This window comes from Rahnella sp. AN3-3W3 (assembly GCF_003263545.1).
GTDB lineage: Bacteria > Pseudomonadota > Gammaproteobacteria > Enterobacterales > Enterobacteriaceae > Rahnella > Rahnella variigena.
Genome location: NZ_JYDG01000106.1, coordinates 1 through 24,233, shown reverse-complemented (window position 1 = coordinate 24,233; position 24,233 = coordinate 1). Strand labels below are relative to the sequence as shown.

Annotated in this window: 20 protein-coding genes and 6 pseudogenes; 9 read left to right on the top strand and 17 right to left on the bottom strand. The window is 45.9% G+C overall.

All coding sequences use genetic code 11. The annotated features are described in order from the left end of the window. Positions 1-23 precede the first annotated feature (23 nt). The 3 genes and pseudogenes from UC15_RS23240 to UC15_RS23230 form a co-directional block, all read right to left on the bottom strand. A pseudogene (locus UC15_RS23240) lies at positions 24-737 on the bottom strand (IS5 family transposase); the annotation flags it as partial. Positions 738-875: 138 nt separating this feature from the next. Then, the gene (locus tag UC15_RS23235) at positions 876-1,409 is read right to left on the bottom strand and encodes a lysozyme (protein ID WP_112291292.1); all 534 of its coding nucleotides are present in this window, start codon (positions 1,407-1,409) and stop codon (positions 876-878) included. Between the two features lie 64 nt (positions 1,410-1,473). After that, positions 1,474-1,938, bottom strand: coding sequence for a lysis system i-spanin subunit Rz (locus UC15_RS23230; protein WP_112291290.1), 465 nt, complete (start codon positions 1,936-1,938; stop codon positions 1,474-1,476). A 1,575-nt stretch (positions 1,939-3,513) separates the two neighbouring features. Between UC15_RS23230 and UC15_RS23225 the strand changes: the two genes are divergently transcribed. Continuing rightward, complete coding sequence (locus UC15_RS23225; protein ID WP_112291289.1) at positions 3,514-4,230, top strand: hypothetical protein; 717 nt, start codon at positions 3,514-3,516, stop codon at positions 4,228-4,230. Between the two features lie 65 nt (positions 4,231-4,295). Here UC15_RS23225 and UC15_RS25725 read toward each other — a convergent pair whose 3' ends face one another. From UC15_RS25725 to UC15_RS23200, 6 genes are all read right to left on the bottom strand, one after another. Then, entirely contained in the window at positions 4,296-4,499 is a 204-nt protein-coding gene (locus UC15_RS25725; RefSeq protein WP_157961026.1) for a hypothetical protein, read from the bottom strand. Positions 4,500-4,762: 263 nt separating this feature from the next. Beyond that, entirely contained in the window at positions 4,763-5,191 is a 429-nt protein-coding gene (locus UC15_RS23220) for a winged helix-turn-helix domain-containing protein (RefSeq protein ID WP_112291287.1), read from the bottom strand. A 602-nt stretch (positions 5,192-5,793) separates the two neighbouring features. Further along, on the bottom strand, positions 5,794-6,174 hold the full coding sequence (locus tag UC15_RS23215; RefSeq protein WP_112291286.1) for a Rid family detoxifying hydrolase: 381 nt from the start codon (positions 6,172-6,174) through the stop codon (positions 5,794-5,796). 20 nt (positions 6,175-6,194) lie between these two features. Next, the gene (locus tag UC15_RS23210) at positions 6,195-6,515 is read right to left on the bottom strand and encodes an AzlD domain-containing protein (protein ID WP_112291284.1); all 321 of its coding nucleotides are present in this window, start codon (positions 6,513-6,515) and stop codon (positions 6,195-6,197) included. After that, positions 6,508-7,257: an AzlC family ABC transporter permease gene (locus UC15_RS23205; RefSeq protein ID WP_112291283.1), complete on the bottom strand. Its 750-nt coding sequence runs from the start codon at positions 7,255-7,257 to the stop codon at positions 6,508-6,510. The genes UC15_RS23210 and UC15_RS23205 overlap by 8 nt, the downstream gene beginning before the upstream one ends. Positions 7,258-7,291: 34 nt before the next feature. Further along, positions 7,292-8,587 (bottom strand): serine dehydratase subunit alpha family protein, encoded by a 1,296-nt coding sequence (locus UC15_RS23200; RefSeq protein ID WP_112291281.1) that lies wholly within the window; start codon positions 8,585-8,587, stop codon positions 7,292-7,294. A gap of 328 nt (positions 8,588-8,915) precedes the next feature. Between UC15_RS23200 and UC15_RS23195 the strand changes: the two genes are divergently transcribed. From UC15_RS23195 to UC15_RS23175, 4 genes and pseudogenes are all read left to right on the top strand, one after another. Next, positions 8,916-9,173, top strand: coding sequence for a hypothetical protein (locus UC15_RS23195; RefSeq protein ID WP_112291280.1), 258 nt, complete (start codon positions 8,916-8,918; stop codon positions 9,171-9,173). A gap of 530 nt (positions 9,174-9,703) precedes the next feature. Continuing rightward, positions 9,704-10,207: pseudogene (locus UC15_RS25805) on the top strand (recombinase family protein); the annotation flags it as partial. Further along, positions 10,205-10,465 (top strand): annotated as a pseudogene (locus tag UC15_RS25800) (transposase); the annotation flags it as partial. The pseudogenes UC15_RS25805 and UC15_RS25800, both read left to right, overlap by 3 nt. Positions 10,466-10,496: 31 nt before the next feature. Beyond that, a pseudogene (locus tag UC15_RS23175) lies at positions 10,497-10,805 on the top strand (integrase core domain-containing protein); the annotation flags it as partial. Here the strand turns inward: UC15_RS23175 and UC15_RS23170 are convergent. Further along, entirely contained in the window at positions 10,780-10,965 is a 186-nt protein-coding gene (locus UC15_RS23170) for a hypothetical protein (protein WP_112291273.1), read from the bottom strand. The pseudogene UC15_RS23175 and the gene UC15_RS23170 sit on opposite strands and share 26 nt — an antisense overlap. Positions 10,966-11,313: 348 nt before the next feature. Here UC15_RS23170 and UC15_RS23165 point away from each other — a divergent pair. After that, positions 11,314-11,812, top strand: a pseudogene (locus UC15_RS23165) (DDE-type integrase/transposase/recombinase); the annotation flags it as partial. A gap of 138 nt (positions 11,813-11,950) precedes the next feature. Next, a complete protein-coding gene (locus UC15_RS23160) occupies positions 11,951-12,622 on the top strand; it encodes a hypothetical protein (RefSeq protein ID WP_112291271.1) in 672 nt (223 codons plus the stop codon). 65 nt (positions 12,623-12,687) lie between these two features. Here UC15_RS23160 and UC15_RS26300 read toward each other — a convergent pair whose 3' ends face one another. From UC15_RS26300 to UC15_RS23125, 6 genes are all read right to left on the bottom strand, one after another. Beyond that, entirely contained in the window at positions 12,688-12,852 is a 165-nt protein-coding gene (locus tag UC15_RS26300) for a transposase (protein WP_112291295.1), read from the bottom strand. 2,012 nt (positions 12,853-14,864) lie between these two features. Next, on the bottom strand, positions 14,865-15,413 hold the full coding sequence (locus UC15_RS23145) for a type 1 fimbrial protein (protein ID WP_112291267.1): 549 nt from the start codon (positions 15,411-15,413) through the stop codon (positions 14,865-14,867). A 31-nt stretch (positions 15,414-15,444) separates the two neighbouring features. Next, positions 15,445-16,002 carry a fimbrial protein gene (locus UC15_RS23140; protein ID WP_157961025.1) on the bottom strand — a complete coding sequence of 186 codons (558 nt, stop codon included), beginning with the start codon at positions 16,000-16,002 and terminating at the stop codon, positions 15,445-15,447. Between the two features lie 115 nt (positions 16,003-16,117). Next, positions 16,118-18,718, bottom strand: a complete 2,601-nt coding sequence (locus UC15_RS23135) for a fimbria/pilus outer membrane usher protein (RefSeq protein ID WP_112291264.1) — start codon at positions 18,716-18,718, stop codon at positions 16,118-16,120. A gap of 47 nt (positions 18,719-18,765) precedes the next feature. After that, the gene (locus UC15_RS23130; RefSeq protein WP_112291263.1) at positions 18,766-19,470 is read right to left on the bottom strand and encodes a fimbria/pilus periplasmic chaperone; all 705 of its coding nucleotides are present in this window, start codon (positions 19,468-19,470) and stop codon (positions 18,766-18,768) included. A 66-nt stretch (positions 19,471-19,536) separates the two neighbouring features. Continuing rightward, a complete protein-coding gene (locus tag UC15_RS23125; RefSeq protein WP_157961024.1) occupies positions 19,537-20,163 on the bottom strand; it encodes a fimbrial protein in 627 nt (208 codons plus the stop codon). Between the two features lie 1,553 nt (positions 20,164-21,716). On the opposite strand from UC15_RS23125, the gene UC15_RS23120 reads away from it, so the two are divergent. Further along, positions 21,717-23,096, top strand: coding sequence for a DUF2235 domain-containing protein (locus UC15_RS23120; RefSeq protein ID WP_198659755.1), 1,380 nt, complete (start codon positions 21,717-21,719; stop codon positions 23,094-23,096). Positions 23,097-23,339: 243 nt separating this feature from the next. Then, positions 23,340-23,591, top strand: coding sequence for a LysR family transcriptional regulator (locus UC15_RS23115; protein ID WP_112291260.1), 252 nt, complete (start codon positions 23,340-23,342; stop codon positions 23,589-23,591). Here the strand turns inward: UC15_RS23115 and UC15_RS23110 are convergent. Next, a pseudogene (locus UC15_RS23110) lies at positions 23,583-24,233 on the bottom strand (IS6 family transposase); the annotation flags it as partial. The gene UC15_RS23115 and the pseudogene UC15_RS23110 overlap by 9 nt on opposite strands.

The following is a 24,233-nucleotide window of genomic DNA, read 5'->3' as shown; positions in this document are numbered from 1 at the left end:
AAACCCGGGTCTATTCATACATCGATCGAGCAACGGTTGTAATCTGTTGCCCGCTTCCACCGCGCATTGCCCAGCTCAGACGTTGATTCGCAACGGCACAATTGCGGTCTGCATACTCACCGGGCCTGTAACCCGCTCATTTTTTGGGGGGATAAGCGCGCAGATATGGTTACGCCACAGTTCATCATGACACAGGCGGGTATTGTAAACGCCATCGGCCACTGCTGCCCTGATTTTTCTGTGAGTCTGCCGGATATGACCCGGAAAGTTTTCTGAGTTCGTCACGTTATTCAGTGACAGGTCGGCACAGACATTTTCATGCGTCTTCGCATCAACGGCCAGATAGAGCTTCCTCCAGGCACGTCGCCGTTCCTTGCCATGTTTTTTCAATTTACATTCGCCTTCACCGAAGACCTTCAGCCCGGTGGAGTCAATCACCAGATGCACGATTTCACCCCGGGTGGGCGTTTTAAAACTGACGCTAACCGACTTTGCCCGTCTGCTGACACAGTTATAATCCGGGCAGCGCAGCAGAACACTCAAAAGTACAAAAATGGAATCAATAAAGCCCAGAGCGGCCCACAGAGTCAGCCGGAATTTGGGTTTAATCATCAGGAAAGTCGTGGTGGCAAGGTCAGAATAACACTGAGGTCTTCCACGGGATGAAGGCGTTGCTGACTCATACAAGCATGAATGGCTTTATCGTCCAGCCAGAAAGTGAGGGAGCCTCTGTTGATAAGGGCTTTGTTACAGGTGGTTTAGTTGGTGATTCTGAACTTTTGCTTTGCCATATTGCTGCCTGGGGTTTCTGTGGAGACGCTGTCTGAACAGTCAACTCAGCAAAAGTTCGTTTTATTCAACAAAGCCATTCTCAATTATTTATATTTATCTGTGCCCCAGCATGTAAGAATACTTTCTTGATCTCTCCGCAATACTTGTCCGTAACAATGGTTGGAACGATTATTACAATTACGGCCACCATCTTTAATCCACCATCGTATAGCTGCACATGCACCTTGTGTGTCACCGTTGTTCATGCGTTTATAAAAAGTTGATTGTAGGCATTTACGAGGGCCGATATTATATGGACAGAATGACGCGATACCTGCTTTTTGTGGTGCTGTAAGTGGAACATGAATGTTATGATCAACCCATGCCAGAGCTTTATCTCGTTCAATTTCATTGATTTTTTGGCATTCAGATGAAGAAAGCTTCATTCCTTTTCTTACAGGTACACCATCAACTATAGTTACGCCCCGGCAAATGGTCCATACACTGGAATTATCATGATATGAAGTCAAATGGTTGCCTTCTTTTTCATTTAGAAATAGATTTAGAATTTTAGATGCGGGTGCTCCATTCAGAATTAGTGATAAAATAGCTGGACTCAAAGATGCTAGCTTTCTCATTATTGGCTCCTGTATTAATGAAAATGATAAATGTAATTAATTTACTGAATAAAATCCTTCCCATTCAATGGCACTCTTTTCTGACATATTCTTGAAGATATTTTAGTTTTGCATTATCTCTGATTATCTCTGCCCGGAGAGTGAGAATATCCTGTCCAGATCTTTCACTGATTTCGATGGGGGGATCATCACCCATGCCGGTGGAGGTATGATAAGGGTGTGTTCCTGAAGTGGCACACTTTCCCCTGATGAACATGCGGTGAGAGCCAGAAATAAGCTGACTACGAAGAGTCTCATTTTTGGATTCAGCATCATTAAGTTCCTCTTCATTATATTTATCGAACAAAAACATTTTACGCAATTTGTCTCGCTCACTGGTCAGGCTTTTATTTATCAACGCGAGGTTGCGATTACTTTTAGCCAACTGCTCTCTGTATAAGAGTGCATTATCCCTATAGTGCTTAAGAACTATACCGAGAGTAAAAATTAATAAAAACATTGCTGTAAAAAAAACAACTAAAGTTCGCATCGCATTTATCTCCTAAAATTAACTATAAGTGTGGTTTATTAAAAAATTAATATGAACTGATTTTAGATTAAAAATAATTTGATATAAATAATTTTAATAATTATATTTACCCATCATAACTACAAGGTGAAACGTTCATGAATCAAAAATAGATTATACTATTTTTAAAATAACAAAGATGATATTTAACTGTTTTTGGGTTGATTGAAAAGTCATAATGAAAATTAATGGATTGCAAATTAAATTATTTTGCAAGGTTTACTGCTTAGGTACGGTCAACACGTTGTACCCTTTACGCCCTAACTAGCCGCTACAAATGAAAACACAAGCCATTTTTTTCAATAAGTTAAGTAAAAAATGTTCGTCTAACTTTCTGGATGAATGATGAGACCGACTTCGCATCTGTAGCAAATCATATTGACTGCCGTTTTGATGAACATCGGTAAAGAATGTTATGTCAATGCTAATGACGCGTTCAGCCCTCGTCTCCTTCGAGTCGCATACGCCGGGGGAGTACGCCAGATATCAGCAATGCACTGAGCAATCACATAAATGGGCTAATGAAGGCGTTTGAAGGATTTTTGGATTAGATGCATGATAAAAATATTATTACCTTATTATCCGCTTAATTCGATAGCAACCTGTTGACGCTTTTACTATATCGAATAAAAACGCCACCATATTTACTTCATTCAGGTTCTTACTGAAAAGAGTCTATTTTGCAGGAATAGGGAGGAACAGATTCATTTCATCCCCCCTGAACCTAAGAAATGGCAAGTAAGACATTTAATATACCTGAATAAGTTCCTGGCTTCAGCTTCGGCTTTTCAATATTTAATTTTAACGTTTTCGGCGCTGTATTTTTGCCGACCCAGTTTCGGTCTTTGCACTTCGCGCCGTAAATAAGGTAATGAACTAGATTGAGGGGGACAGGCGGGATTGAATAAAGATGAAGTGCATAACGCATTGGCTCATGGGTTTTCAGAGTCTTAGCTCAACATTGCATAAACAAACGCAGAAAATCAAACCTTTATACTTTTAGATAAATGTTCATTATGAACGCTAAATCACCTATTTCAACTTTGTATTACTTTCAATGCACCACTCTAACTAATTGTATGAATTAATATGAATCTCTGCTAAAGAAGGAATAGATTAAAAGCATTAACATAATGAAATAAATTGCATATTCCTATCGATAAAACCCAATTGATCGTTTATCCATATCTTGATATTGTCGGTTTTTCCTTTGTTTACCCATCATCCATACTGCCGTAAAGCCACGTCATTGAGGGCGGGAAGAGTGATAAGCTGGCGCATTCAGGTCAGCAAAATGAATGTGACTGCCGAAGGCGCGGCCGATGACGTAGACTCCACTGGTTTCAGGAAAATGCGCGCATGACTTAGGGGTGGCAATGTTAAGGAAAGGTTTAAATAAACCGGTACAGGCTGTCGCCAATGATGATATGCGATCCTGGAGAGAATATTCTGGCTATGATTTGTGACGTTGACCTCTGATGCTGCAGTAAATATATAAGGTATCAGCTGCCAGATAATGATAAATAAGAGTTAGAAATGAACAAAATCGTAACAATACTGTTGCTTATCTTAAGCTGGACGGTTTCAGCAAACCAATATACCACCCTCGAAGCGAGGGGAAGTAATGTAATGTTGACGAAACCGATGCAATCAAGGTCTACTGGACGCTATTCTGTCGAGATTGACACCATTAACTCAGGAAGTGAGCAACTTAATCAAGGATGGGTAACATTAAATGGTAAAGTATTGCCAGCACATATTATAAAGGTTGGGGATAGTTACGAACTGATAAGCTCAGAGGCCGATATACATATCGGCGACATCGTGCAGGGGTATCTCATTGGAACTGGCTCTTACACATATGACGCAGGTTTGAACATAGGTACAAAAACAGTCGAAATTTTGGGGATAGGTAACCAGAGATCATCGACCCTCACATGTTCCGCACATGTTCCTACTGCTATCAACATTGGCTCTATCAAACCCGGAGATACGACAAGTAACTTCGTTGAGGTCAAAACAAAAGGAGGTTTCGTTTTTCTCCAAATCAATCATATCAAGGACAGGGTAGTCCTCAGTGGTCAGAACGGAGCTAGTGTAATCGTGTCCGGATTTCCCGTCAGCGACGACAACGGCAACATAGTCTGGCCTTCGAACATCGACAAAACTGTAGAGTTAAAGGCTATAACTGCTGCCAACAGTGCACCGGGTCCTGTAGCTGCAATCGGGACGATGTTCCTATCCTGCGATTGACTGAGCCTTTCATGCTAAATTCTTCTACAAACTGAACCGTGCCGGATTTTTGAGACGCTATCCTATTAGTAAAAAAACCTGAAATGGCATTCAAACGAACAAATCGCTCCACCTGAAGAGCCGTATTCAGGCAGTCCTAATGCAGCTTGGGTAGTCCATAGATATAAAAATGGTTTCAGAAATCCCCATCTTTCTGCAGACTTCCCCGACCCGGGTGCCTGTTTCAGCTCAAAGACCATCTGTTCTTCAGTAAAATGGGTCTTTTTCATGGATGATGTGCCTTTCTGTGAGATAGAGGAAGATCTTAGACTTAAGTTTGTGTTGGCACTATTTTGAGAGAGATGTCAGCACAACTGCACTCTCTAAAAAGAACGAATTGCTACGACTGAAATATTTCTTGGATACAGCGAATGATATGCACTGCGATCCCATTAGAACCGATTGATGGAATATTTAGAAATATCCCATCAACAGGCTGAATGTAATTTAAACCACTCTTTATAAAGAGTGCATAGATTAGGTAATTTTTTATTTAAATTATAATTGATATTTTCAAAACTGTTTCAATATCACTTCTTTTTATATTTTTTTTAAATTCTGTAGGCGCTAGTGCAAGTGGCGTATACGATTTCTCATCGAGGAGTATAGTTTTTTTTTCTAAGAAAATCATTGAAAAATTTAAATTCCCATCAAAAATATAACCGCGACCCCTTAGGTTTGCTATCAAGAATTCCAAATTGAAAATCCGAAGCTTAGTTTTTAGTTTATGAATCAATTGCACTAAATTATCATCAAACCCCTGCAAATCACCCCAAATCCTTTTTATAAATGTTTGTTTTGTTATGACCTTAGATTTCTTTTCTAAAAAAACTTCTAATGCAAGTGCCTCTTTTTTTGTTAATTTGACATACTTACCATTGGATGACATGATTCTTTGTTGTAAGTAGATAGTTACACCCATAAAGCTTTCCTTTCTCGCAGAGAATTACTTTGGCAAAACTTTCTTCATCTAAACTTTGTCTTATTCATTAAATCAATGATTGATAAAGCCTATTGCGTAAGTTTTAAAACAAATTCAAAGAAATTAGAAAGCAATTAATAATTAATATTTTAGAAATTGTGTATTTATTGATACGATTGTTGTTTATTTAACATTCATCATTACATCAATTTCAATTATTTTACATTTTATTTAAATATGGTCGTTTATCTTATCTAATTGAGTTTAAATATAAATGAATTTTTCTAAGTTTATCATAAGTTTACAGGGTGTTATTAATTTTATCTGGGCCGATGTGCAAATAATAATTTCAGTTTGCGTAACTAAATGATTCCAAATGTACGGTAGGGACTGGAAGTATTTCTGAGGCTGCAAGGTAGCCTGTAAAGAGCACACCTGCGGTTAGTAAAGAAATAATAATTTTGGGAGTCATGGGGTTTGGGGAGTAACGGAACAGTTAACGCCGTTAGGCAGTCAATTTAAATGACTCATTTTTTTTGATTAATGAGGTATAATTCTAAAATATGCTAACAGCAGCTCACATGACTGCTGTCAGCCACTTATTATACTACAGCAATCGCCTCAATTTCTTTTTTTGCATCCTTGGGAAATTGCGCGAATTCGATAGAGGAGCGTTCTTTAAAAGGTGCTCCGTACTTCGCAAAGAAAGCTTCATAGGCAACGTTAACCGCGGAAAAATCATTCAGGTCTTTCACAAATATCTTGCTTTTCATGATGTTAGCAACAGTGAGTCCGGCAGCCTCAACTATGGCTCTGACATTCTCCAGGGATTGAAATGTCTGAACTTCTATCGCGGCTGACATCATACCGGTAAGCGGATCAACCGGTAGCTGCCCGGAGGTTATAACCATTTTTCCCGTGTTTACGCCCTGAATGTAAGGGCCAATCGCCGTAGGGGCATTTTTTGTATTGACAACAGTCATTACGCTGTATCTCTCTGCAGTTACATAAAGGTGTTTAACAGAACCAGCGAGCCGACCCCGCTGATAACAACCCACACCAGCCCAAACCTGAAGCTAATCAGCGTGCAGATAATCGCGGCAATTACCTTGGGGTTGTGAAGATCAAACTCCATATGTGAATTAACACCCAGTATCTGAACGGTAATTATTGCGGGTAGAACTGCTACGGGAACAAAGCGAAGCGTCTTTTTCACGCGTTCACTCATATCCAGCTTTCCTGCTATTCCGATAAAGGAGAAACGGATCAGAAACGTTACTGCTGCCATTCCCAGCGTCAGTGCTATAAAATAGCTGTTACTCATGTCCGGGCTCCTTATTCGTGAGCATAAGCTCCGTACTGGTATTCCCGGCGTTAAGCCTTCTTTCCTCTGCCAGGTCCACAGCTAATCCAGCCAGGACGCCCAATAGTGAAGCGACGACGATCCCCAGGGACCAGGGTAAAACAACCAGTAATACTCCGGATACTGAGGCGACCAGAGCGGCAACCGTACAGGCCTGACTTTTAATCTGCGGCACCACAATAGCGATAAATGCGGCGACCATCGCAAAATCGAGGCCGTATTTCTGGATGTCCGGGAAAGAAGAACCGATGATTGCCCCCAGAAAATTCGCCAGCACCCAAAATCCCCAGAAAGTCAGCATGACTGAAAAATAGAAAAGATACTTATCGCTTTTGTTTTCATCCATTTCTTTGACAGTGGTAGCGTATACTTCATCTGTAAGTGCCCAGGACATAAAACATTTTTTAAAAAAAGAGGCGTCCCTTATTTTCCCAGCCATAGACGCACTGTATAAAACATGGCGAAGGTTTATCACAAAGGTGGTGAAAATAATTACGCCAAGGCTGGTGCCAGTTTTTAGCATATTTAACGCCAGCATTTGTGCTGAACCGGCAATTACAATGCACGACCATGCGGTACTCTGCCAAACGCTCATTCCCAGGCTGACGCTTAGCGCGCCAACGATAAACGAAAACGGGAAATCTCCAATACACAGGGGCATAACTGCGCTCACCCCCCGTAAAATTATCGCCTTTTTATTCATTATCTGTCTCCTTAACGGACTTGCATGCATGACCTCAACGGCGCGCCAGTGCATCCTTTTCAGTCATTATGTGGATAATTTCTTTATCAGTGGCGGGCATGGCTCTGACAACCAGTCGGCTGAGGTTATCGATCGTTTGTTCCGTATACTGGCTCACAATCCCGTCGTGAGGGCTGACCTGTATTCCCTGCCGGGCCATAAGTACGGACCTGAATGCGCTCATCGTGACGGTGGAAACCTTCATGGCGCAACTGTTGGACGCTCCATCGCAGATGATCCCACTGACATCGCTGACCATATTAATGATGGTTGCCTGGATCACACTCAGATCGCGGGTGAACAGCCAGGCCATTCCGGCAGCGGCACCCATTGCCGCAGTTGAGGCAGCACACAGAGCGGAAAGCCGCGTGTAGCGGGCATGAACAGAAATAGCAACCAGGTGGGATAATGCCAGCGCCCGGATAAGTTCTTCCCGACTGCTTTTCAGTTCATCAGCAAGAACGACTACCGGCATTGTTGCCGTGATCCCCTGGTTACCTGAACCAAAGTTAGACATGGCCGTTACCGCCGCACCTCCCATCCTGGCATCTGATGCGGCTACCGTGTTGATCAGTATGCGTGACAGAAGGTCATCGCTCATCAGGCCCTGCCTGATGGTGGTAGCCAGTGTACCCGCGATATTCAGCCCATATGGTTTTTGCTGGCCTTCCTGAGACAACGCAGCGTTAAGGCGAGCCGCTTCCAGAATAAACTCAATCTTTTCCAGAGAAACAGTCGTTATAAAATTATATGCATCCTCAATAGAAAAACTTTGCGGAGAAGCTTCAGCGTCCTTATCTTCCGTTTGTGATACCAGAGTCACTGGCTTTTCATTAATATAAAGTTCTTCAATACGGGTATGGCTTTTTTTTATAACCACCCGACAGTTGTTAACGGCCCCTGTTGCGGTAAGGTCGATATGGATAAAGTCGGGGGTATCCTGAGCGGAAATATTCACCCGCGCGTTGCTGACCATTTCCTGTGCCTGCTTCGTTTGTACGTCCGTGAGTCCCCCGAGGGTTTCGAGTCCTTTATCCGGATCGCCTCCGTACACACCCACCGCAGCCGCCATTGCAACGCCAGTACAACTGGTGCCAGGAATAGTGACCCCCATTGCGTTTTTATAAAGATTTTCAGAAATAAAGCCTTTAATGCTGATGCAGGGTTCATCCAGGTATTTGCAGGCTGTAGCGGCAGCAAATGCTATTGCAACCGGTTCTGTACACCCCAGCGCAGGCCTGACTTCTTTTTTAAGCCACTGTAGAAAAACATCATATTTTAATTCTGACATATTACTCACCCCAGCATTTCAATTAATTAGCTGGAGTTATTATGATGGAAAAGTAAGAGAATATTTTCCCAAAAAATACCGAGAATACAGTAAGGATTTAGAAGAATTTTCTCTTTTTTAATTAATTTTCGTATGTAATAATTAATTTCATAAGGTTTTTTATATTTAAAAAAACATATAGTTAATGATGATTCATGATGGGATAGTTGATAGAGTGTGATAAGTGTCACACTCTATCAAATAGAAATATTTTCTCTTTCCGCAGGAAAAGATTCTCATTCCTGTACTAAAGGTATATGCGATTTTTAAAAAAAAAAGAAGCGTTTAAATGGTCATTTTAAGTAGCCAAAAAACATCCAGCCAATTTACATCGCAGATTGCCATTTTTAGCCACCTCTTTTACGATAGCCAAATTACCTATACTCAAACTGACCGCATTAAGACCTTAATAAAGCAGGGGGGATGCATGCCAGTTACAAAAACGAAAACTTTTTCGGGAAGGGTGGAACGCGTTGTACATGTGGCCACGATCGACGACGTTAACCTGATGCTGTATGGGGTTCTGATTTCAGGAGAGCCGGAATAGTTGCGCATCTGCACGACTGTGATCAAACACGCTGAGAACATCGCGTTTCTCAGCCCGGACGCTTACGTTGAAATCAGGGCAAGGGACGATATAAATATCAAGGAGATCGACGTACTGGGAATTTCACTCCCTCAGTTAACATCGTTTGCCCGGGCTGCAAACATTCCCGGAGGTCGCAGTTAAACCCTTCAGCTTTTTAATTAAGCATCCACTGGATGAAACTTATCTCAGTCCCCCCCGGAGACTTCTGTGCAGAGGGTGAACTGCCAGCAGATGAGACTGAGGTGCGTCAAGCGCTCATAGCCATGTATGTTCTGACAAACCGCCTGATGAACATCGGCTTATGGGACTGTCTGTTCAGAAACCGTAAATACTCGTCAGCCAGTCGTTCGGCGACAGAGGCGCTCGTGAACAGTACGTCCTTACACAAAGTCGCGCTGAGACGGATTGTGAGCGTCATGCCTGAAGACAACGGCGGCCGGGAAGCGCTCATAGATTATTTACGCTAAGAGGACGGGAGCACTGAACCTATGCAGATTGCACGAATTTATCTTCGCGTCAGTACGGATGAACAGGAACTGACGCGGGAAAACAGCATTATTGTAGATGCCCGCGCCAAGGGATTTCATGTCGCCGGCGTCTATAAAGAGAAAGCATCCGGTGCCAGGGCAGACCGGCCTGAACTCCAGCGCATGATTGCCGACCTGCAGCCCGGGGAGGTGGTCGTTGCTGAGAAAATTGACCGCATCAGCCGTCTTCCACTTACGGAGGCTGAGCAGCTGATTGGCTCGATAAAGGCTAAGGGGGCAAAGCTGGCCATCCTCGGCATAGTGGATCTGTTCGAGCTGGCCATAAACCAGGACGGCGTGGCCAGAATAGTACCTGAGTCCGTTCAGGACATGCTGCTTAAGGTGGCACTGCAGACGGCACGTAACGACTACGAAACCCGTCGTGAAAGGCAACGGCAGGGCGTTGAACTGGTGAAGGCTTCAGGCAAGTATAAAGGGCGCAGGCCGGAGCCCAAAACGCACGAACTGAATGTCATGATTGCGGCAATTGTCGATGAACTGGCACCTGAACTGATCAAACGTAATGCTATTGGATACGAAAGCGCTTCGCAGTTGCTGATCACTGCCGGAGACAATCCCCAACGGTTAAGATCCGAATCAGGTTTTGCGGCACTGTGTGGTGCCAGCCCGGTTCCTGTCTCTTCTGGAAAAACGAACCGTTATCGACTTAATCGGGGTGAAGATCGTGCTGCAAATAGTGCACTTCACATCATCGCTATCGGACCGATAACGGCTTGACTCTTAGAAGGGCGTCCAGGGCAGTCATTATACGAGCAGGCAGTACCGGCAGTTGCTGTGGCGATACCGGATCAGGCAGAGTATGAGCCGGCGTGGAAACTGCCGGGATAATAGCCCAATGGAACGCTTCTTCCGGAGCCTGAAGAATGAGTGGGTGCCGGCGACGGGTTACATAAGCTTCAGTGATGCAGCTCACGCAATAACGGACTATATCGTTGGATATTACAGCACGCTCAGGGCTCATGAATATAACGGTGGGTTACCCCCAAACGAGTCGGAAAAACGATACTGGAAAAACTCTAACGCGGTGGCCAGTTTTTGTTGACCACTTCAATACGAACTTCTTCACTGCCGTAAATATCATCGCGCAGTTTACTTTCCAGTGCGTCACGGCTCCATGCCAGCTTCCAGAAGTCATTAAGTGCGACCATATCACCAAAAGACAGGCCTGGAATAGTGACGGATATTCCTATCTGACGCGCCATATCCCTGCAGGCCCGGATTTTCTTGATAGCTTCTGTCAGTTCTGCACTACCGATACTGTAATCTGATTTTATCGTTAATCTGACATAATCCTACCTCGATGAGCTTTCTGACCAAAAGTGTTGTGGAGGCAGTTTTATGGCAATAGCCATCAAGTCACTACGGTTCAGAGACTTAGTGAATGTCTCCGTGCGGTATTCCTGAATAAGCCAGTCAGTTAACGCTCTTATTTTCTCAAGACCATCACGTAACCGTATGAACTGATCGCGCACTACCAGAACATTTATAAGGCTTACATCTGTGAGGTGTTTCTGAGCGTCGTTACTGTAACTGTAGCGGAAAGTCTGTTCTGTCGGGTGCCGGATGTTCATCCCGGTGGTTTTTACGCTTGACTTCAGCAGCCGCATTCACAACGCATCAGGCAGATCTGAGACTGACAGGACAGATCAACCAGTTCTGGCTGGACGGGATGCGTCTGTGGTTATCGCAAGCCCCATCTGGATCTGCGGGACAGCGGGCAACAGTGCGGAGTGAACAGAGCCTGGAGACTGATGAAACGTATCGGGATAAAGGTTCAGGCCGGATACCGGAGCCCGTAATGGCGAGGCCAGTATCGTGTCGCCCAACAGGCTCAAGCGACAGTTCAATCCGGATGAGCGTTGGGTAACGGACATAACCTACATCAGGACCCACGAAGGCTGGCTGTATCCTGCCGTGTTTGTTGATATGTTCTCACGAAAAATTATCGGCTGGTCCATGCAATCTCGGATGATAAAGGACATTGTTCTGAACGTATTAGTGATGGCTGTATGGCGGCGTAATCCCCAAAAACAGGTGCTGGTTCATTCGGTTTAGGGCTGTATCGTCAGGGGTAAAACAATTTATTTAATTATTAATTCTCTTTCATTTTTTTTATTTGAAAAATAAAGTTAAAGCGAGAAGTAAATAAACTTCTCATCAAATTAAACCGAAAAAGACGAGGTAGAAATGAAAAGTAAATATTGCGGTAAAGAAAATAAGTCTTTCAAAGATCTTTCCGTATTAGAAATTGAGAATGCAATCAGGCCTTATTACACGGATTTTTACCCCTCATTACAGCAACGTATCGCTAATGAAATGAGTTTAAGTTCAATGGCTGCTAACTATTATAAGGAATTACATAATGATGAAAAGCACAATAATCTAGACATGGTTAAAAACGATAAAGTTACTGATGCAGATACTTGTGTGAAAGCCTATAACACTATGATGATTCAAGCTATTAGTGTTGTAATTGGATTGACTGCTCTTTCTGAAAGTGTAGCTAGTTCCATAGCTGAAAAAATTACCGACGAACTTGGTGAAGATTCTTTGAATGCTTTAGGGGAAACTATTTTTGACCTTACTTCTTCAGATAGTTTGTTCGATCGTGCCACTGCCTTTGCCACATTGGTTATTGATGCGGCAAATATTATTAGCGTCCCTGTATTTGTTCAAATTGTTTTAAATTCTTTGGATTTTTGGGATTATGTATTGTATGGCGCGGGGGTTTCTGCCCAGCTATTTATTTGGCTTGGAACGGATGCTATGGCTCTGGCTGGAGAACTTGTCGCTGATGCGATTGCAGTCAACAACCTTGTTCAACAAGCCGAGGCAACTATCAGCGCATGTAATCTATGATATGATTTGATATAGAAAAATATAACCTGACAGAAACTCTTTTGGTATTTTCGTCAGGTTTTACATTAATATCGATACCAATTGACCTGCTCCCCGTTGATTAATAGACCGCGATAGTTCAGAGATTCTGTAGCGTTTGTAGTATAAAGAGCGTTAAAGGTATCTTCTGGATAAGAAAAAAATGACGAAATATCAACCCTGTTACGTCGCCAAATTGGCGTTACGCTCAGGTATTTTTATGACCAACGACTCTTGCTAACGCAGGGCATCATCCTCTATCTCAGAGCCTTAAATGAGCTTCAAATCGTTACACCTCGCTTTCTGGCCTTTCTAACTACAGATCCGTGAAGGCTCTCGAAACATTCAGATTCGCGTCACTATTCGCAGGTCAAAGTGGCAGTTAGATCGGTTTTGTGTGCACCAAGTGTCGACCCGCTTTGACTCTGCAGGGTGAGAGTTGGCGAGGACTCAGGGAGTGATATGACCCAATTGTGCTGGCCTGTCGTTTTAATCCCCGCTCCAGGGGTTACTGTCAACTGGGGGTCTCCACCCAGAGATAAGATGCCTTGTTCATTTATATCCGGCCCAGAGATTGTCAGAGTCCCCTTGCTCCCTGATATCGTCATCGTGTCATTAATCATCTGATTCCTACGGATTAATCCGAAGTCTACGTCTGCAATTGAGGCGGTGCAAGTCTCTGGTTTCAAGACATACTGCGCACTGATAGGGGCGTTGGGGTCAGTCATGGTGTTCCAGGAAAATATAGTGAGATATGACGAGACGTTGACAGTTCCGGATTTAGCGCTGATGGATCCTGTGTTCTTAGCACAGTAGTCACTTGCTGAGTCTATGTTTATGCCGACGGGCAGTCCGTATTGTGTAAGGTGTACGATTCCTAACACGGGGCTAGATAGGCACGTTCCGCTGGAATTGTATCCTGTTAGTATTACTGTTACGTCCCCTGTAGTTTGCTCTTCAGCGAAAGAGTCGATGTCTGTTGGCAATGTATTAGGCTGCGGCGGTATTTCATTAGATGTTGAGTCCATTTGATAGTACACTGTACCTTGGTGGGGCATGTGGCCAACTTGTGACTGTATGACACTAGGTGCGCCCGCGTATCCGGTCATGGTATGGGTTTGTGCGGAGGCTACAAAAGTTAGCAGCGCTGTTACGCTCAGGGTTATTTTTTTCATTGATTCGGTTCTTCTTTTGTTATGCGGGAAGGACGTGGGCAGAGTTATACGATGGTACCAAATCGAAATTATCAGGCTCCATCCTCTCCGTACACCTGCAGCAGTCCGTCAGCCCGCCTGTTCCACCGCACATAGTACGCCCGTGCCCGCTTTAGGGTTTCCTCGTGGGAAATTCCCTTCGCCGTGCCTGCTCATAAAGCAGCGCGCGCCGTTTGTGATGGTTTATTAATGCCCGCGGGGCGATGGCTGCCCCGTTTTCTGCAAACCAGACGCCCATCTAGTCAAAGCCGTTCTGTCTCCTGCCGGTCTGCGTCTTGTTTTGATGCCGCTCAAATCCGCTGAGGTCAAAAAATTTCGCCAGCCGCAGCTGCCAGCGCTTGCGCGCAAACAGTAGAAAGTAATCCATGTATCTGACACAAAAAACACCTATCCGGATTAAGACTTAGATAATAATTATTAATGTGATGCGGCAGCAACGCGCTGATAAGAAGACCCAGGTCGTAACCGCGAGGTGTGCCGCTTACCGGAATGTGAGTTTCTCCGCCGTACTCCACGCTGTAGTGCGCGAACTGTACCATCAGGTTCCGGCACACTGGTCGGCCACCCGTTAATGTATCAGGCATAACCGAATGCTCACGGCGGATATGTTAGTAATAGCCCCTAATATACGTGTAGTGTGCAAACTGACACCGGCTGCTGCTAAACGCTTCTCTCGCCTCCCGCAGGCCGTGTCGGACGACTTTAACTTTCAGATAGTGACAGACGTCTGGCCGCGATAGCCAGCTTCTTATCCATAGGGGCCCCACTTTAGTACCGGGACTTCTTTAGCGAACCACATAGTTCGGGCACTGTCCCCTCAACCATAACATCGTCGGCAACAGCCGGTATCGACCCGCTCCTTAAGCTGCGGTTCTTCTCACACCTGCTACCACTGGCGCAGGTCCCACACGTTCGTATTCACCGGCGCAGTTCTGCGCTGTCTACTAAGTCAGGCGTACGCCGCAGCCCACAGTCAGTGTCCGCATGTCCGTCACGGCCGTCTCCCTGCCTTACTCCGGCTCCACCTTCACCGTCACGGTGGCCGAATAGCTACCGGCAGTGGCCTTTCCCGAATTGGCACCGGCCAGCCCGGAAAACGTCAGCGTATCCTTGTGCCCGTCCGATGACAGATTTTCGTCATTGATTTCAGACGTCACGGATTTTGACGCATCATCAAAATCCGCAGCCTTATCATCGATTTTTAAACCGAAACGCATCACGTCAGCTTCTACGCCTGAGGGGCTGCTGGCCACTATGCTTTTGTCAGCCACAGTCTGGGTGCTGACAGTCAATTTTGCCCTGGTGGAGTCGCCACACTTACTGGTCACATCGACCGAGCCGACCATACCATCAAGCGCGGCGTTTTTTGCCTTATCATGCAGCTCACTGACTGCTATTCTTCCGATGTCCAGCACGCTCTGGTTCACAGTGACCGAGCAGTCTGCCAGCACGGTTGCGCTTATGGTCACGGTGGCTGTATTAGCCGCCAGCGCGACCGGCGCAGCCGTCAGCATCAGAAGTGAAAGCAGACTGATACGGGCAATGTAAAATTTCATCATCTCATCCTATATACTTAATGTTTAATATGTTTTATTCATAATCCAGCGTGAACTTAACTACGCTCTTGAAGCTTCCAGCCGTAATTGTGTGTCTCGTACCCACATACGCGGCCCTGAAATTAAGTTTATTGTCGGCATCTGCCGTTAGGGACTGGGAGGCTTTCTCTCCCCCCACAGGCTTGATCTGCGTTATTTCGGTACCGCTTACGCTATAAAAATCCATGGCCACCCCCGTGGCAGCCGAATTGCTCGTGTCTTCATTTTTAAAAGCATTGTAATTTTCTGAATCGGCAGTACCGGTTACCGTAATATCTACTTTGGTTGCGTGAGCGCCGCAGTTCTTCAGACCGACACTGAAATCCTTCGTAGCAACATCGTTTTTCCTTGCATTGATTAAGCTGACAGCGCTGACCGTATCCAGTGTTACAGGAGTGTCTGCGTTTACCAGCTCGCAGGTGTTGTCTATCACTCTGCCGGATACCGTGATAGTGCCGGAGCTGTCTGCGGCGATGGCAACAGGAGCCACGAGGACAATGGTCAGCGCGACGAGTGAGACTTCAGACTGGGTAAGTTTCATTTTAATACTCATCCATTTCTTTCCTATATCACTGTCAATGTTCGATACGTCAGATCCAGATTTTTTTAACATTTCGGATGCAGGCACCGAACAATCAATAAACTACGGCTCAGCATTGCTCTAGTACTTAACGGCATATTGCTGACAGACGCACAAGCGACACCTGAAGCGCATCAGCCGGCAGCACGTAATGAACGCGACACTGTTTGTTAGGACCGTCTCCCCAAGCCGCATACAGCGTACCGGACGGTTTCAGGCCGGAAAGAAACACCTCACCGGCGTCACCAACAATGCTACTGTTGTCTCCGGCGCTCACTGTAGCGCCAAACGGCAGCGATTTTCCGTCATGCGTTAGCGTCATAAGCGCACGGGCGCCGGTGTGTGTCACAAAGGATGCCCTCACCACGGCCCCGCGGGTAGGCACCACGCGGGTGACCGTGTCGTCCAAGTCGGTGTGTCCGTCGAGGCTCGTCGGGTCCAGCGCAACGCGGTTCTCCTGATAAACCGAGGCGTAAGGTACGACGGCATAACCCCGGAAGTCGGTCCGTACGCCGATATGATCTTCCAGCTGTACGTCCGCGGCACCCGGTGCGGCCACCAAAACGCTGGTGTCACCCAGAGGTTGCCCCAGCGTCAGGCCGTTGCGGTGCAGAATGGCACCGCCTGAGAATCCATAACTGGCCTGCCGGTAGTTGCTGCTATAGCTATAACCCAGGTTTGCGTTGCCATATGCTGTCTGCCAGTTAAGACTTGCATCCCCGCTTTCGCCGCCGCCGCGGGTGTACCCCTGCGAGACGCTCCAGCCAAGGCTGCTGTCTGCAAGCGCCGTACCACTCAGGCCGCCCTGCCATGATGCGTTTCCTTTGTTATCCTGGCTGCTGCTGAGCGTGGCATAAACCGTATGGTCCGGGGTCACACTGTCGTCGTGTGGTGACCAGGCATCCAGCGGCACCGACATCGACAGATACAGCTCCCGGTCGGTGGCCTGCAACGAGGCGTCACGGGTGAGGCTGCACGAGATACTGTAGTTCACATGCCAAAGAGTGCTGCTGAACCCAGCCTGCAGCGAATCAGTACTGTGACTTTCGTTCCAGTAGGTCTGGTGTGAGCCGGTCACCCACAGGGAACCAGCATCGCCCAGCTGCTGAGAAATGTTCACCTGAAGACGCTCGCGTTTGTTATTGTAAAGGTTGTACCAGTCGCTCATCGCGTGCTTTACCGGCCGCCCCTGCGCATCCACAGTGTTGACATCTGTTCTCCAGCCCTTCATGCCCTTCAGCGCCGTGTCTTCCAGAGTGTGAAACCCTTTAGTTGAATAGCGGTAACCCGTTAGCTGAATGGTGGTTCCGAGCGAATTGAGCGAGCGGGCATACAGAAAGCGAAGCGACTGCCCTTGATGCAGGGAGTCATCGGCGAGCACGCTGTCTGCCTGCGTCACGTCCGCAGACAGGGCACCGGCATTGCCCAGATTGAGCCCCGCGCCGACGTTCACGGCCTGATAGCGATTGGCATACTGCATGCCACCGTACAGCGTCAAGTCATGGGGCAGCCCCCACATCACGTCCGCCTGTGCCATGGACGGACTACTGTAGCGGTCACCTGCGCTGCGGTAACGTCCGGCAGATACGCCATATTTAACAAACCCCGAACGGAGCAGAACGGGCAGTGAGGAGTACGGTACGGTCCAGGTCCGGATGCGACCGTTAGCCTCCGTCACGGTGACCTCCAGGTTACCGCCGCCGTAGACTGGATTCAGGTCACGAATCACAAATGCCCCTGCTGCCACTCCGGTCTGGTAAATCACGTAGCCGTTCTGCCGCACCGTGACCTGAGCATTAGTGGCCGCGGAACCCCGGATAACCGGCGCATATCCCCGCATGCTGTCGGGATACATACTGTCGTCGGTTGCCAACATAACGCCGCGAATGCCGAGGGCGTCAAACACGTCGCCGCTGGTATTTATATCCCCCAGTGTCAGCTCACTGCGCCAGGGCACAATGGTCCGCTCTGCGTAGGTGCTCTGGTGCTCCCATCGGCTATAGCGGTAAAAACTGCTGTCATAGCGGACCCAACTACTATTGTCACGCAGTCGCCATGCACCGAGATTTACTCCACTGTTCAGCCCCAGGTACTGGCTGCTGCTGTCGCCGTAGCGTCCCTGGTTGTTGTTGCCGCTAAAGCGGTATGTCAGCAGCCCCGCATTAATGCCTTCATCCCAGCGATCAGGTGCAATCCATCCCCGCGCGGTCTGCACCAAGTCTGCCTGTGGAATACTGATGTCCAGGCGCATCTTCTGAAAATCAAATGCGCTCCATGCCTGGGGTATCACGGCACCGGGCGACAGGCATTTATCTGCACGACCGTCAGTTGTCAGCGCGGACAGCAGTGCTGAGCGTACGCCCATTGCCTTCAGCTCGGCAGCAGTCAAACACGCAACCAGTCCGGTACCATCGTGGACGACCGCAGCCTTTATGCCGCTGCCCTTCTGCACCACGAAGCGCACGCGCCGTTCGTCATAACGCTGACCGTTAACCCATATGTCAACTTGATAGGTGCCAGGCAGCTGCGCACCCGTATGGCTAAAGTGTGAAAGATCAGCCACCATCTGCGGGTCACTGGAGATGAACGCGGGGTCAAACCACAGTGCGTCCGCGGCGTGGCCGGATACCGATATAATGAAAACCATGCCGGTTGCGCCACGGAAAAAATGCTGACAAATCCTACGCATCACCCAAACTTACCCTATTGAGAACTTTTCCTGAATTACGTCCGGCACTACGAAGCAAATGAGGCGCGACGCTCAGCCGTGATTGCGCCATAGTCATTAATAGTGTGGTACGTGACCGTCGCTGAAGCGCCTGCAGGCAGCGGGTCTTCAGCCGTGCCACGCGGTGGAACCATGACGTCCTGCAGAGCGATAGTGCCCGAGTGCAGCCCGGTCAACGTCAGGTAGTAAGGTGTTGGATTGTTTATAATCATGTGCCCACCCTGTCTGTGGAATGTCAGGTGGTCGGGTGCCTGGTCAACCGATGGAGCCAGACCCTTCGGACGAACAAACAACTTAATACGAGTGACTGCGGCAAACATCAGGACATTTGAATTTTCCGTTTGTGACTTATTCATCGACGGAATGGCCTTGGCGTTGAAGTAGAATAGTGATTCGCGGTCGGACGGCAGCGGCATGCCGGTGTACATAATACGCAGGGTATTTTCATTGCCGGGAGCGCTCACGTAAAGAGGGGGTGTTACGATGAAGTCAGGAATCTTTACGCCCTGAGCGTCATCCACCCACGACTGTACCAGAAATGACGAGCGAGAAGATGTGTTACGTATAGATATGTCAGTCTGTTTCGCCGCTGCCGGATAAACAATGCGGGTACCCCCTACGGTAATACCACCGGCAAATGCGCTGAAAGAGATAAGACAAACAACGGCTACGGCCAGCGTGCGCGCGCGGAATTTGCCTGAAGAAGATATCATTACACAGTCACCTTTTAAGCGTGCAGTGCCCGGCAGGATGGAATTTGACGGGCACTGCTGTTAGGACTATTCGTAGGTCAGTTTGAAGGTGGCATCAGCGTTAGCCGTACCCGCAGTAACTGCGTCAGCAATAGCAACGTACGCAGCACCGAAGTTCAGGGTGTTATCGCCAGCATGGATTGTTTGTGCGCTGGACGCCGCCGAACCATCAATTTTCAGGGGAGTGCCGTTTTGGAGAATTTCAATGCCAACGTTTTGAGCGATGTCTTTGCTGCCGCTCGCCCCATCAGGGTTGCCTGTCACCGAAATTGCGGTGCCATCACTACCGGTTTGAGTTCCTAAAAATGTCACCGCCACGGTTGAGTAACCCTTAACCGCCGGGTTGTTCCCCTTAGCTGGAGTTCCGCTTAGGTCACAGTCGGTCAGCTTGATACTAAAAGGGACTATGCTGGACATTGCTCCTTTTTTCTTTAAGGAGGTTGCCGTGAGCTGTCCCAGTTTTACAATCTGATCAGTACTATCGTTATCTACAGCGCACGCGGCGTTTACGATTTCGCCGGTAAAGTGCACTGTGCCGCCGTTGACAGTCACTGGAGTAGGTGGGGTAGGATCTGCTGCCATGGCATGACCTGCCGATCCCATTGTGACCAAGGTAACAAGGGAAAGTAATTTAAATTTTGAAGATAAACGCATGCTATTATCCTTAAAAATCAATCGTAATACGTAATAACCATATGCCGCATTTTCTTGCAGGCGCTCAGGCTGCTATCTATAAATAGCAGCCTGAGCGCCTGATAAAAAACCAACTTCAATTTCATATTTCCGGAACATAATAGAAAAACCAATTGAAGGACGAAACAATCGCGAGGTTAAAGACGCCTTAACTTTAAGGAAAGGATAAAAGCATATAGGCGTGAATTTATATTTTTTCAAGTGTTTAAATGTACCAATTTATTTTTAATAATCAACCAGCAGTAAAATGCGAACTTTACAGAAAGTAACCTGACATTTGCTCGGAGAAGAAAATCATTTACAGATATATTTTATTTCTTCTCTTTCAGCGAAAAGTTAGGTTACTGGTATCTAGGGTATACCTTGAGCAAATGTAACCTGGGAGAGATAAAATAAAACCGGACGCTTCAACACAGGATTGAAATTTTTCAGGAGGAAGGTGATTTTCCGCCCGCGCTCTGTATTATATGTGCTTCATGCAGTGTTCTTAACAGATAAGAATTTAGTTTTTCTCTCCGGCACGTCCCATTGTACCGTTCAGTAAAAGCATTCTAAATCAGCTTTCTAGCCTGATAAATTTCACCATAACACCATGCTCTTCAGCATAGCGTCAGCGAAATCAGCACCGGGCCGTTGTATCAGTGCATATATCAAATTTTCTCGAACCTGCACGGTACTCATATTACCCGTTGCGCCAGTTTTTTCAGGTCAATTCCGATCTCCAGCAGTGCCGATTAAAGACTGGCAGGTGCGGCTTTCCTTTACAGCGAAAATTGAGTTCTAGCAGGCTAGAATATATGTTGTGCTCTTTTATGCTTCCAATTATTTCGCTGCCTGCGAAGCACCTATAAAAGCTTTTTAAATCAACATCACGGATAGCTCTAAGCCGCCACGGTCAGCGCCATAATCATCGTCTTATCACATCGCATATCCGGTTTATCACAAATACCGCCCTGCTCAGCGAAATATCTTGCATGCCTGGCGTAAACTCACGGAAAACTGCGCGATTAGACAGCTGACCAGCCCAAGCTTTATCGCTGGTTTAAAGCTTTTACTTCATTAAAGTCTTTCAGTGCGTGGCACTCAAGACTAAGGTTCGCAAGCACTTCTTTAGCCGTTTTTTTAACATTAAAGCCTTTAATCCATTTAATATCATCTGGTTACTTAAAAAATTTCGCTTTCCTGTTGTAGTAAGAGTCCTCAAAAATCCCGGCTTCGACGGACTTCAGAATGGCGTTGGCCTAGTGATAGGTAAATCGAGCTTTGCGCATGGCGATCTGCTCCATTGACATAACCGTTATACGGGAAGGTCTCTAAAAGTGAATGGTTCGGTTAAGCGAAGTACTTACTCCACAAGAAAAAATGTTAACAAAGACAGGAGGGTTTTTATATAGAAAATATATGTAGTTTTTTTATAATTATTATTATTATTCCAGCGCACTGCAATATTGTTTATCTTTATTTGTACAGGGTTAATTCCAGCCCTGCAAAGATATAACATAGAGATAATGCACATGTTCACAAATAAAGACAAACAAGTTTTATCCACAAAAATTCGCGCTGGTGTGTTTTTTGACGGGACTGGAAACAATGCAAAAAATTTGTTATCAAAAGGCATAACCGATGATTATAATTTCACAAATATTTATCGTCTATACAAAACCTATGGAGCAAATGGCGCTGTGACATCTGAGAGCTCAAAAGCTCTTAAAATTTATGTAGAGGGCGTGGGGACTAAGGATGGAGAAGACAACAACTACTTAGTTGAGGCTTCAGGAATTGATTTTCTTACTAATGTCGGATGGGGAGTTTTCTCAAAGTTCAATGATGGTGTAAATCGCCTTTGCAGTAAGATCAAAGAACATCTGATGGAAATTAACGCTGCCGGAAATAGAGTTGAGATTGAATTAGATGTTTTTGGTTTCAGTCGGGGCGCTGCAATCGCTCGTCATTTTGTCAACGAGATTACAGATGTCAGTGGGGAAACATATAAAACTCTGCAAGATGTTATTTCAAGTTGTGGGTACGAAATTAGCGATGGCGTGACTATAAATTTTTTAGGATTGTTTGATACTGTCGCTACTGTTTGGAATTTCAAAAACGCGATCTGGTCTGACCCGCATGCATCAGGCAGTACAAATGGTTTGAAAGTAAATTTACCTCAAAACATTGCCAAGAATGTTTTTCAAATCGCAGCAATGCATGAATGTCGTTATAATTTCCCACTTAGTAGTCTGCAAGGTCATTATCCTGAACTAGTTCTGGCAGGTTGCCACTCTGATATCGGTGGTAATATGCTAAATGATGTGCAAGAGCTTGCATACATAACCAATAAATATATGAAGCATCCCTTTGGTACATCTGCTTATGACAGCGTAACTGATGAAATTTCAGACATCAGGAAAAGTAAAATTTGGAACGAGCTTCTGAGTAAATATGAAATTCAGGGTGGCGCGTTTTATGATCTATTCCAGCAAGGTGTTTCAATTAAGAAACCAAAGGGGGATTTACAATACGTTTCGTTGTTGGTAATGTATCAATGTGCATCAAGAAGCGGATGTGTATTTGATGATAAGGTCTTAAAAGATTACAATAATTTTGAAGGGGCTTTAAAGGAATATTATGAAGATGCATTAGAAAATATGATTAAAGTTACATCGGGCTCTGAAGCATCACTGAATCAGTCATATATTGATAACATTACAGAAGATTATATCCACATCTCTGCTTCCTGGGAAATTGTGATTAATGAACTTTTCAGTTCAGAACAGCAAAATAGTGAAATTAAACCACTTGGCTCGAAAAAAGTAGGTTGTATTTTTGGAAATATTTGGCCAGATAGGCCTGATAGTCATTGGAATAGAAAAGTTTTCCTCAATAATCAGAAGGTTTAACTCCATTAATTATATCTAAACATTGGAGTGTGTGGCGGCTTTGCCGCCACCGTCATTTGTTTCCCCTTGATTACTGTGCATGTATATACTTTTTCCTCACAGACTTGGAAATTAAAGGTGCGCAGCCGCTGCGGAGCTTTGTAAAATAAAGCTACACATTTTAAAATTTCTATTAAGTAAGCATGATATCCTAAACTCCATACAAATATATTTAAAAAAATTCTACCAAATGTAAGGAATTTTATGGACAGAGACAATAATCACGGTATGCGTGACTGGCTCATTTTCATTCGCACTGCCGAAACCGGCAGTCTTTCGGAAACGGCCCGTCAGTTAGACATTAGTACGGCGGCAGCCAGAAAATCCATCTGCCGTTTTGAACGATATCCTGACACAGTACTTTTTACGGTTCTGTCGCATTATGAGCAAAGGGGCGGCAGAAGTTGCACTGCCTGTTTTTCAGGCAACCAACAGATAAAATTGTTATGCCGGTGACAATCCATCCCTTGCGGATGCAGATACTGCCCTTTGCGTGTCATGTTGATTAACTCAATACCTGCCAGTATCGTCTGCGACCGGTGAAATGACTTAAATCCCAGCATCAGCTTTATCCGGCGTTTGATATCCCGGCGTCCTGCTCAATCAGATTGTTCAGATATTTGCTTTGCTTGACGGTGATAGTTTCTTCATCATGTTTACCGGCATTGACTATGGCCAGTGCCGCTGTATTGGCGCCACTTTTATCGATGGTCATCACCTCAGCTTCGCCATGCTGGCGAATGGCTTTGCGGAAAAAACGCAGGGCCGCTGCGGTATCCCGTTCAGCCGTCAGCAAAAAGTCGATGGTCTGACCTTCCGTATCAAACGCCCGATACAAATATTTCCACTGTCCCCTGACTTTGATGTAAGTTTCATCCATTCGCCACCGGCGTCCCACGGCACGTTTATGCCGGCGAAATGCCTAATCCAGCAGAGGTACCAGCCGTATAATCCAGCGGTGAAGCGTGGAATGGTCGACGGCGATACTGCGTTCAGCCATAATCTCCTCCAGATTTCGCAGGCTGAGTGAATAAGCCAGATACCAGCAAACACACTGAGCAATAATATCGACATGTAATGGTTTACTGAATTTGGCCA